The sequence below is a fragment of the Janibacter hoylei PVAS-1 genome, assembly GCF_000297495.1.
GTDB classification, from domain to species: domain Bacteria; phylum Actinomycetota; class Actinomycetes; order Actinomycetales; family Dermatophilaceae; genus Janibacter; species Janibacter hoylei.
Genome location: NZ_ALWX01000061.1, coordinates 1 through 10634, shown reverse-complemented (window position 1 = coordinate 10634; position 10634 = coordinate 1). Strand labels below are relative to the sequence as shown.

Below are 10634 nucleotides of genomic sequence, written 5' to 3'. Positions count from 1 at the left end.
TGGGGGTCGTGGCCAACTACCCGCTGCTGGCCCTCGGCCGCGGGCTTGGGGCTCAACGCCTTCGTCGCCTTCGGCATCGCCAAGCTGCCGGAGATGACCTGGGCGGACGCGATGGGCCTCGTGGTCCTCGAGGGCCTGATCATCCTGCTGCTCGTGCTCACCGGCTTCCGCAAGGCGGTGCTGCACGCCGTGCCGGCGCCGCTCAAGACGGCCATCTCCGTCGGCATCGGCCTCTTCATCACCGTCGTCGGCCTCGTCGACGCCGGCTTCGTCCGCAAGGCCGAAGGGGGTCCCCTGGGTGAGCTGGGTGTCGGCGGCTTCCTCGCCGGCTGGCCGCTGCTCGTCTTCGTCATCGGCCTCTTCATCATCATCGCGCTGCACGTGCGCGGCGTGAAGGGCGCGATCCTCTACGGCATCCTCGGCACGACGATCCTCGCGATGGTCGTCGAGGCGGTCTTCAGCATCGGCTCGCAGACCAACGAGGCGGGTGAGCTGGTCAACCCGACCGGCTGGGGGCTCAACGTCCCGCAGGTGCCCGACTCCATCGCCGCCACGCCGCAGTTCGGCCTGCTCGGCGACTTCAACCTGCTGGGCTCCTTCGACAAGATCGGGGTCGTCTCGGCGGCGCTGCTCGTCTTCACGATCCTGCTCGCGGACTTCTTCGACACGATGGGCACGATGGTCGCCGTCGGCGCGGAGGGCGACCTGCTCGACGAGGAGGGCAACCCGCCGAACTCGCAGCGGATCCTCGTCGTCGACTCGCTCGCCGCCGCGGCCGGTGGTGCTGCTGCGGTCAGCTCCAACACGAGCTACATCGAGTCGGCCTCCGGTGTCGGCGAGGGGGCCCGCACCGGTCTGGCCTCGGTCGTCACGGGCGTGCTCTTCCTGCTCGCGACCTTCTTGTCGCCGCTCGTCGCAGTCGTGCCCTACGAGGCGGCCACCCCCGCGCTCGTGCTCGTCGGCTTCCTCATGATGCAGCAGGTCAAGGAGATCGACTGGGAGGACCTGGAGATCGCGATCCCGGCCTTCCTGACGATCGCCCTCATGCCCTTCACGTACTCGATCACCGCGGGCATCGGCGCCGGCTTCGTCAGCTACGTCTTCATCAAGGCGGTGCGTGGCCGCGCGGCGACGATCCACCCGCTCATGTGGCTCGTCGCTGGCCTCTTCGTCCTGTACTTCGGCATCGACCCGATCAAGGGGGTGCTCGGGGTGGGGTGACGCTCCCTTCGCCGATCGACGCGGACACCCCGCCGTCGCACGTGGTCCACACCCGTGCGGCGGCGGGGTTTTTCTGCGCCGCCGAGGAATAGTTAGCACAGGTAATGAGTTGTACCAACGTGTTGATGCGAGCGAAGGGAGAGCCGGTGGCGGAGTCGAGAGCGCTGGGCCGTGCGGCGGTGGGCGCGTTGAGCGAGGACCTCCGGCTGGCGTGCATGCGCATCAGCCGCCGCATCCGCTTCGAGAGCACCGACGTCATCGCGCCCCACCAGTTCTCCGTGCTCGCCCGCCTCGAGGACGGTCCGCTGACCCCCCGGGCGCTCGCCGACATCGAGAAGGTCTCGGCCCCGAGCATGACCCGCACCGTCGCCTGCCTCGCCGACGACGGCCTCGTCGAGCGGCACGACGACCCGCAGGACGGGCGCCGCGTGCTCGTCGAGCTGACGGAGCAGGGGCGCACGGCGCTGACGCAGACCCGGCGGCGGCGCGACAAGTGGATGACCGAGCGGGTCGCCGAGCTGACCCGCGAGGAGCAGGACACGCTCGTCGCGGCGAGCGGGATCCTCGGTCGGATCGCGGCCCGATGAGCCCCACCTTCGCCTCCCTCTCGATCCGCAACTACCGCATCTACGCGCTCGGCGCGATCGTCTCCAACGTCGGCACGTGGATGGGCCGCGTCGCCCAGGACTGGGTCGTGCTCACCGAGCTCACCGACCACTCCGCGTCGGCGCTCGGCATCGTCACCGGCCTGCAGTTCCTGCCGATGCTGCTCCTCGCGCCGTGGACCGGCGCGGTCACCGACCGCTACCCCAAGCGGGCGCTGCTGCTGCTCACGCAGACCCTGCTCGCGCTGAGCGCGCTCATCGGTGGTGTCCTCGTCGTCACCGACAGCGCCCAGCTGTGGCACTTCTACGGCCTGGCCCTGATGACGGGCATCGCGACCGCCTTCGACAACCCGGCACGGCAGACCTTCGTCTCCGAGATGGTGCCGCGCGAGCGCCTGGCCAACGCGGTGGCGCTCAACTCGGCCTCCTTCAACCTCGGTCGCCTCGTGGGCCCCGCCGTCGCGGGTCTCGTCATCGCCTGGGTGGGGTCGGGGCTGGCGCTGCTCGCCAACAGCCTGACCTTTGTCTCGGTGCTCATCGCGCTGCTGCTCATGCGCGCGAGCGAGCTGACGCCGGCACCGCGCTCGACCGGTCGCGGCTCGGCCCTGGAGGGCCTGCGCTATGTGCGCGGCCGCCCCGACATCGTCCTCGTCATGGTGCTGATCTTCGTCCTCGGCACCTTCGGCATGAACTTCCAGATCACCATCGCGCTCATGGCCACCCAGGTCTTCGAGCGCGGCGCCGAGGACTACGGGCTGCTCGGCTCGATCATGGCGATCGGCTCGCTGAGCGCCGCCCTGCTCGCCGCGCGCCGCAGCGAGCCGCGGCTGAGGGTGCTGCTGCTCTCGCTCGTCGGCTTCACCTTCGCCGCGGGCTTCGCCGCCCTCGCGCCGACCTACGCCACCTTTGCCGTCGCGCTCGCCGCATGTGGCCTCACCGCCCTCACGACGATGACGACGGCCAATGCCATGGTCCAGATGCGCACCGACCCGGTGATGCGCGGCCGGGTCATGGCGCTCTACATGGCGATCTTCTTCGGCGGCACCCCCATCGGCGCGCCGCTCATCGGCTGGGTCGGTGACGTGCTCGGGCCGCGGTGGACGATCGGCATCGGGGCCGTCGCGGTCGGGATCACGCTGGTCGCGGTGTCCTTCTGGCTCGCGCGGCACGAGAATGTCGAGGTGACCTACTCCAGCCAGCGCCGCCCGCGCGTGCGCGTCTCCTCCGCGCCCACCCACGACGTCCCGCAGGCCGCCCGATGACGCCCCGGTTTCGGCGGATCATGACGTGGGCCGTCCTCGGCTCGCTCGTCCTCGTGGCCGTGCTCTCGGCCCTGCTGTGACCCGCGCGCGGGTGCCTCAGATGCGCTCGCGGACGTGGTCGATGCAGGCGAGCAGCGCGGTGACGTCGTCGGGGTCGACCGCCGGGAAGGTCGCGATGCGCAGCTGGTTGCGACCGAGCTTGCGATAGGGCTCGACGTCGACGATGCCGTGCTGACGCAGGGTCGCCGCGATCGCTGCCGCGTCGACGTCGTCATCGAAGTCGACCGTCGTCACGACCTGCGAGCGGGCGGCCGGGTCGGCGACGAAGAGGCTCGTCGCATCCCCCTGCTCGGCCCACGCGTGGATCCGTGAGGAGGAGTCCGCGGTGCGGCCGGAGGCGAAGGGGAGGCCGCCGGACTCGTTGAGCCAGCGCACCTGCTCGGCCATGAGGGCCAGGGTCGCCACCGCCGGGGTGTTGAGCGTCTGGTCCTTGCGCGAGTTGTCGATCGCCGCGGTCAGCGAGAGGAAGTCGGGGATCCACCGGTCGGTGGCCGCGATCTCCTCGGCCCGCGCGATCGCGGCAGGGGAGAGGATCGCGAACCAGATGCCGCCGTCCGAGGCGAAGGACTTCTGCGGTGCGAAGTAGTAGGCGTCGGTCTGCGCGATGTCGACCGAGAGGCCGCCTGCGCCCGAGGTCGCGTCGACGAGGACCAGGGCGTCGTCGTCGACCCCCGCCGGGCGCTGCACCGGCGCCATGACGCCGGTCGAGGTCTCGTTGTGCGGCCAGGCGTAGGCGTCGACGCCGGCGACCGCCTCGGGCGCGACGAGCGACCCGGGGTCGACCGAGCGCACGTCGGGCTCGGCGAGGAAGGGGGCGCGGCGGGTCACCGCGGCGAACTTGCTCGAGAACTCGCCGAAGACGAGGTGCTGGGCCCGCTCGCGGACCAGCCCGAGCGCGGCGATGTCCCAGAAGGCGGTCGACCCGCCGTTGCCGAGGACCACCTCGTAGCCGTCGGGCAGCGCGAAGAGCTCGCCGAGCCCCTCGCGCAGCCCGCCGACGAGGGAGCGCACCGGCGCCTGACGGTGCGAGGTGCCGAGGACGGTCTGGCCGAGGGTGACGAGGTGGTCGAGCTGCTCGGGGCGGACGAGCGAGGGGCCCGAGCCAAAACGGCCGTCGCGGGGCCGCAGCTCCTCGGGGATGGTGATGTCGGCAGTCACGGACGTCAACCGACCTTCGCCAGCTCGGAGGACGTGGGCTTGCTGATGGTGAGCGGCTTGCCCCAGTCCGTGGCGATGAGCTCGGCCTCGGCGCCGTTTTGCGTGAAGGACATCTTGCGGATGAGGTCGTCGTCGTCGAGCCACACGTCGTAGATGGCCGTCGCCGGTCCGTTGGGGTCCTGGTCCAGGCCCAGCTCGCGACGGACGTCGGCGGTGCGGACCGTCGCGGTGTAGTGAGTCGTCGACACGCCGTCGATCTCCTCGGTGCCCTTGTCGCCCGCGGACTCGACGCCGGCGATGAAGGCGTCGAGCTGGGTCCGCATGCTCAGCAGCTCCGTCTGGCTCAGGGCCTGCTGGATGAGGGGGTTGGTCGAGTCCTTGGTCACCGGGACCCACTTGGGTGGTTGGGCGAGGTAGTACTGGCCGTCGACGAGGCGGTAGGTCAGCTGCTGGGACCCGACGGAGACCTCCATCTCCAGGGCGTTGTCTGCCAGGTCCTGCTTCCCGGTGGCCGTGGCCGCGGGGGAGTCCTTCGGCCCGATCCGCACGTCGAGAGCCACTGTCGGGTTGGCGTCGACCGCGGCCTCGAGCTTGCTCGTGAACTCGTCCGCGTCGAAGGGCGTGCCCGTGTCGGTCGACGTGGACGAGGGGGCGGAGCTCGACGGGGACCGGTGGCTCGACGAGCTCGTGGTCCCGGCTCCCTTCGACGTCGACGACGGCGCCGTGGACGAGGCGGAGGCCGAGGGCGTCGACGAGGGGATCGGGGCGTCCTTGGAGGTGCTGCCGGCCGTCGGGCCCGGGCCCCCGTCGCCACCGCACGCCGCCAGGGCGAGGGTGGCGGTGGCGGCGAGGGCCATCGCGACGGTACGCATCAGCCGGGGAGCAGGTCGTAGCCGTGGACGTCGGTGATCGGACGCGGGCCGGGACCGGTGTACTTGCTGCTCGGGCGGATGAGGCGGCCGGTGCGCTTCTGCTCGAGCACGTGGGCCGACCAGCCGGCGGTGCGGGCGCAGACGAAGAGCGGGGTCATCATCTCGCCGGGGACGTCGGCGAAGTCGAGCAGGACCGCGGCCCAGTAGTCGACGTTGGTCTCCATCTTGCGCTCCGGGTAGCGGTCCGCGAGCTCGGCGATGGCGGCCTTCTCCAGCTCGAGGGCGACCTCGTAGCGCGGGGCGCCGAGGCGCTTGCAGGTGTCGCGCAAGACGGCCGCGCGCGGGTCGTAGGCCCGGTAGACGCGGTGCCCGAAGCCCATGAGGCGCTCCTTGCGGTCCAGCGCCTCCTTGACGTACTTCGTCGCGTCGCCGGTGCGCTCGACGCCCTCGATCATGTGCTGCGCCCGCGAGGGGGCGCCACCGTGCAGCGGGCCGGACATCGCGCCCACGGCCCCAGAGAGGCAGGCGGCGGCGTCGGCGCCGGTCGAGGCGATGACGCGCGCGGTGAAGGTCGAGGCATTCATGCCGTGCTCGGCCGCGGAGATGAAGTAGGCGTCGATCGCCTCGACGTGCTTGGGGTCGGGCTCGCCGCGCCAGCGGATCATGAAGCGCTCGACGATGTTCTTGCCCTCGTCGACCCGGGCCTGCGGCACCATCGCCGAGTGCTGCCCGTGCGCCGACTGGGCGATGAAGGACAGCGCCATGACCGAAGCGCGGGCCAGGTCGTCGCGCACCTGCGTGTCGTCGATGTCGAGGAGCGGCTTGAAGCCCCACAGAGGAGCCAGCTGTGCGAGGGCCGACTGCACGTCGACACGGATGTCGCCGCTGTGGACCGGCAGCGGGAAGGGCTCGGCCGGGGGGAGGCCCGGGTCGAAGGAGTCGTCGACGAGCAGGCCCCAGACACGGCCGAAGGAGACCTTGCCGACGAGATCGTTGATGTCGACCCCGCGGTAGCGCAGGTTGCCGCCGGCCTTGTCGGGCTCGGCGATCTCCGACTCGAAGGCGACGACGCCCTCCAGACCGTGCTTGACCTCGGTGTCCGTCATCGGGTGCCTCTTTCGTTCGTGCGTCGAGCTGCTCAGCGATCAGTGTCGCACGCACCACGGGCGTGCCGAAGACCTGCCACGGGTAGCATGCCGCACGGCGGGCCGCGAGGGAGGGACACAGGTGTCGAAGGTGCGTACGGGGTACAGCCCGGCTCTGGACGGGTTGCGAGGCGTCTTCATCCTCCTGTTCATCGCCTTCCACTTCGGGCTGACCCAGCTCGAGGGCATGTGGGTGACGATCAACCTCTTCTTCGTCCTCTCCGGGTTCCTCATCGTGCGTCTGCTGACGGCCGAGCAGTCCCGCTACGGCTCGATCGACGTGTGGGGCTTCTACAAGCGGCGGATCCGCCGCCTGCTGCCGGCACTGCTCGTGATGCTCCTCGTCGTCATGGCCTGGGGCGCGCTCGCGGCTCCCGAAGGCATCCGCCGCAAGCTCGGCGGCGACGTCCTGGCGACGCTCGGGTACGTCATGAACTGGCGACTCATCCACCAGGAGGACCAGTACTTCGGGACGGCTGGCGGCGCCTCTCCCCTTCGTCACGCGTGGACGCTGGCGATCGAGGAGCAGTTCTACATCGTCGCCCCGCTCGTCCTCATCGGCCTGTACGTGCTCTTCCGCAACCGCCGCATCTCGATGGCCGTCCTCGTGCTGGGCGCGGTCGCCTCCGCGGTGTGGACCGCGATGCTCGGCTTCCACGACCAGTCGGACTACCCGCGGCTCTACTACGGCACCGACACCCGGGCCCAGGCGCTCTTCCTCGGTGCCGCGATCGGTGTGCTGCGCGCTCCCAAGGGCAAGGGCATCGCCCCGCCGGACCTGCCGATGCCGCTCATCTGGGTCGGCGGCCTCGTCGGCCTCGTGTCGTCGGTCATCTGCTTCGCGATCATCACGCCGTACACCGGGTGGATGTTCAACCACGGTGGGATGTTCTTCTTCGGCATCGGCAGCGTCCTGCTCGTCCTCGCCTGCGCCGACCCGCGGCCCAACCCGACACGCACGCTGTTTTCCTGGGCGCCGCTGGCCTTCGTCGGGGAGCGCACCTATGGCCTCTACCTCTGGCACTGGCCGATCTACGTCATGCTGGCCCAGACCTCGCTGGGTGACAGCACCATCGCGGTCTTCGTCGTCGGGATGGCTCTCACCGTCGCCATCGCGCACGTCTCGTACACCTACCTCGAGGAGCCGGTCATCGCGCGCGGGATCCGTGGGGTCCTGCCGCGGACGCGCGAGCCCCTGCTCGCCGCCGTCCTGCCCGTGGTCCTCGTCGCCGTCCTCGGCCTCGGGCTCGTCCGGACCGCGCCGGAGCAGCAGTCGACCGCGCCGACGGCGACCGTGGCCGACCTGCCGGACATCGTCGACGGGCAGGTGGAGTACGTCCCGGACGCGCCCACCCGGATCGGCATCCTCGGCGACTCGGTGCCCTACTTCCTCGGCGAGCGCTTCCCGGCGGCGCAGTTCCCCGGGGTGCAGATCGACAACCACGCACGGGAGGGCTGCGACCTCCTCGACGAGCCGATCAGCTGGGCTCCCGGTCTGTCGAAGAAGACCGAGCCGTGGTGCGTCACGCAGAAGAAGCAGTGGACCACCGACTTCGAGGCCGCCGACGACCAGGTGCTCATGCTCTTCGCCTCGCCCCTCGTCGGGCTGCCGCACATCGTCGACGGCGAGCGGCTCTGGCTCGACGACCCGCGCTTCCGTCAGGTCATCACCGATCGCTTCGAGACCGTCTACGACCAGGCGAAGGGAGCCGGGGCCGAGCAGGTGCAGATCGTCAACGTGCCCTGCCGCCTGCCCCCCGACGACATCCCGGACGAGGTCCAGGCGGTCCTGGAGTCGGAGCCGCAGATGCTCGCGGAGTACAAGAACCCGGAGATCCTCAACGGGCTCGTCGAGTCCTGGGCCGAGACCCACCCCGACGACGTGCGGGTCGTGGACCTCGACGGGGCGCTGTGCGCCGACGGGTACCCCGAGGAGCTGCACGGCGTGCAGGTCTACAACGACTTCCTGCACTTCTCGCCGGAGGTGACCCCGATGCTGTGGAAGTGGCTGCTGGGGCAGGTCAGCAGGAACTACGCCGACCGGTGACCCTCACGCGTCCCGGAAGCCCCAGGCGGTGACGATCTCGGGCGCGAGCCAGGTCCACACGAGCTCGGAGCCCTGCCGGGAGAAGTGCACCCGGTCGGCGTAGAGCTCGGCGCCGTTGATCTGCGAGCGGTACCCCTCCCCGCACACGGCGGAGTTGAGGTCGAGGACCGCCGCGGAGACGTCACCGCGCTGGTCCTGCACTCCCTTCGCCCAGCGGGACACGACCTCGTTGGTGGGCGACGGGTCGATCTTGACCGCGCCGAGCTCCTCGCCGTCACGCACGGTGGCCGGGTCGTCGTGGCAGGTGGCGTTGATGAGCTGCAGCTGGCGGGCGCCAGCCCGGCGGGTCTGCTCGAGCAGGGCGTCGAGGGCGCGGCGGACCTCGCGAGCATGCGCCTCGGTGCCCGGCTCGACGGTGCGGCCGTCGAGGACGATCGGCTGGGTCAGGGCGGTCTCGATGGGGGACAGGACGATGTCGGCGTCCGCCCCGCGGACCTCGTCGGGCCAGCTCTCGCGCCAGGCGGCGCACGTCGCGTCCTCCTCGACCTCACCACCACCGAGGTACTTGAAGGTGATGGGTACGGGGTTGCAGGACCCGCGGCGCGTGTGGCCGCTGACGTCCAGGCCCGGGTAGTCGCCCCCGTCGAAGCCGTCGCGGATCGACTGCGCGATCGAGCTGCCGACGACCGAGACGCGCAGGTCCTGCGCCGGCTGCTGGTACTCGGCCGCGGCGGCGAGGGGGCGGCCGTCCCAGTCCCCGTCGATGAGCGGGGACCACACCGTGCTCAGGGCGTAGGCCACGGCGGCGAGCGCGGCGACGACTCCGGCCGGAGCCCACTGCCGGGCGGTGCGGCCCAGGCTGCGGGGGACGAGTGCGCGGAAGCCGTCGATCATCACCGGCAGCTCGACGAGGCGGTAGGACAGCACGGCGCAGACCCAGGCCAGGGCGAGCTTGATCGCGATCGCGACGACGAGCGGGAGCCCGTCGACGGGCAACCACAGGGAGATGGGCCAGTGGAAGAGGTAGAGACCGTACGAGATCTGGCCGAGGTGCACGAGGGGCGACCAGCTGATGATCCGGTTGATGAGCAGAGGGCGGGGGTCGAGCGCTGATGCGCCCATGCACGCGGCCATGACGGCGAAGAGGAGCATGCCGCCGCTCTCGAAGATCCACCGGCCGGTCTCGTCGAGGACGAAGAAGGCCGAGATCGACAGCAGGGTGCCGGCCCAGCCGATGGCTTCGGCTGTCGAGCGGCCGAGGCGGGGGGCGTCACCACGCCGGTCGGGCGTGAGGAGCATCGCGACGGCGACGCCGACGAGGATCGCCTGGGCCCGCACGTCGGTGCCGTAGTAGAGGCGCGAGCCGGTCGCGCCGCCGTCGGCGAGCATCGCGGTCCACGCGGCGCTGACCCCGGCCAGGCCGAGGACGGCGGCCGTGCGCGCCCACCGGCGCCGGAGCACGAGGACGGCAGCGACGAGGAAGGGCGCAAGGAGGTAGAACTGCTCCTCCACCCCCAGGGTCCACACGTGCCGCAGCGGGCTGGGCTCGACGAGCACGTCGAAGTACTGGTCGTCGCGGCCGATGAGGCGCCAGTTCTGCCAGAAGGTCAGGCTGGCGAAGGCATCGCCCGCGGTCTGCGGCCGGTCACCGGAGTTGACGAGCAGGGTGTGCACGAGCACCGCGACGACGAGCAGGACGAGTGCCGGCACGATCCGGCGAGCGCGCCGCAGGTAGAAGCGCACGGCGTCGATCCGGCCCCGCCGCTGCCACTCCTTGATGAGGATGCCGCCGATGAGGAAGCCGGAGAAGGTGAAGAAGTGGTTGATGCCCACCCATCCGCCGGTCAGCTGCGTGACCCCGAAGTGGTACAGCATGACGAGGATGATGAAGAGCCCGCGGTAGCCGTCGATCGCCGGTCGGTACGAGCGGCCCATCTGGTCGAGGTCCGTGCTCACCAGGTCGCGCCACCAGGTGCGCTGACGGCGGGTGCGCCGCGGGGCGGCAGGGCGCATGCGGACTCCAGGGGATGGGCGGGACTGTGGTCCCGGGCAGGCTACCCGCCGGTCCGGTCGCGCTGGGGGAGACGGCCGTACGCTGGCGCCCATGAGTGCCTCCCTGACGGGATCATCCCGCGCACCCCGCCGCGGCCGGACCACGTGGACTACTCCGGCGAGGGCCTGACCGAAGGGGAGGTGCCCGGCTGCCCCCTTCGCGTCTCGTGACGTCGTGGGTGGACGCGGCGCGGCCCGTCAGGTCGACCGTG

General features: G+C 70.9%; 7 protein-coding genes and 1 pseudogene. 4 read left to right on the top strand and 4 right to left on the bottom strand.

Annotation, left to right across the window (positions count from 1 at the left end; all coding sequences use genetic code 11):
- The 3 genes and pseudogenes from B277_RS12645 to B277_RS12635 all read left to right on the top strand — a co-directional run.
- A pseudogene (locus B277_RS12645) lies at positions 1-1221 on the top strand (NCS2 family permease); the annotation flags it as partial.
- 179 nt (positions 1222-1400) lie between these two features.
- Positions 1401-1808, top strand: coding sequence for a MarR family winged helix-turn-helix transcriptional regulator (locus B277_RS12640; protein WP_337590146.1), 408 nt, complete (start codon positions 1401-1403; stop codon positions 1806-1808).
- A complete protein-coding gene (locus B277_RS12635) occupies positions 1805-3088 on the top strand; it encodes an MFS transporter (protein WP_007928816.1) in 1284 nt (427 codons plus the stop codon). Before B277_RS12640 ends, B277_RS12635 begins: the two co-directional genes overlap by 4 nt.
- Positions 3089-3184: 96 nt before the next feature.
- Here B277_RS12635 and serC read toward each other — a convergent pair whose 3' ends face one another.
- From serC to B277_RS12620, 3 genes are read right to left on the bottom strand one after another with little or no spacing between them, the layout of a single operon-like run.
- A complete protein-coding gene (gene serC, locus B277_RS12630) occupies positions 3185-4306 on the bottom strand; it encodes a phosphoserine transaminase (RefSeq protein ID WP_007928815.1) in 1122 nt (373 codons plus the stop codon).
- A gap of 5 nt (positions 4307-4311) precedes the next feature.
- Positions 4312-5178 (bottom strand): LppX_LprAFG lipoprotein, encoded by an 867-nt coding sequence (locus B277_RS12625; RefSeq protein ID WP_007928814.1) that lies wholly within the window; start codon positions 5176-5178, stop codon positions 4312-4314.
- Positions 5178-6284, bottom strand: coding sequence for a citrate synthase 2 (locus B277_RS12620; RefSeq protein WP_007928813.1), 1107 nt, complete (start codon positions 6282-6284; stop codon positions 5178-5180). Before B277_RS12620 ends, B277_RS12625 begins: the two co-directional genes overlap by 1 nt.
- A gap of 121 nt (positions 6285-6405) precedes the next feature.
- On the opposite strand from B277_RS12620, the gene B277_RS12615 reads away from it, so the two are divergent.
- A complete protein-coding gene (locus tag B277_RS12615; protein WP_169330618.1) occupies positions 6406-8370 on the top strand; it encodes an acyltransferase family protein in 1965 nt (654 codons plus the stop codon).
- Positions 8371-8373: 3 nt separating this feature from the next.
- On the opposite strand, the gene B277_RS12610 is transcribed toward B277_RS12615, so the two are convergent.
- The gene (locus B277_RS12610; protein WP_007928809.1) at positions 8374-10383 is read right to left on the bottom strand and encodes an acyltransferase family protein; all 2010 of its coding nucleotides are present in this window, start codon (positions 10381-10383) and stop codon (positions 8374-8376) included.
- Positions 10384-10634: the final 251 nt, after the last annotated feature.

Coding starts and splice junctions, on each gene's coding strand:
- B277_RS12620 (WP_007928813.1), bottom strand. CDS start 6,284: ATGACGGACACCGAGGTCAAGCACGGTCTGGAGGGCGTCGTCGCCTTC.
- B277_RS12625 (WP_007928814.1), bottom strand. CDS start 5,178: ATGCGTACCGTCGCGATGGCCCTCGCCGCCACCGCCACCCTCGCCCTG.
- B277_RS12635 (WP_007928816.1), top strand. CDS start 1,805: ATGAGCCCCACCTTCGCCTCCCTCTCGATCCGCAACTACCGCATCTAC.
- B277_RS12610 (WP_007928809.1), bottom strand. CDS start 10,383: ATGCGCCCTGCCGCCCCGCGGCGCACCCGCCGTCAGCGCACCTGGTGG.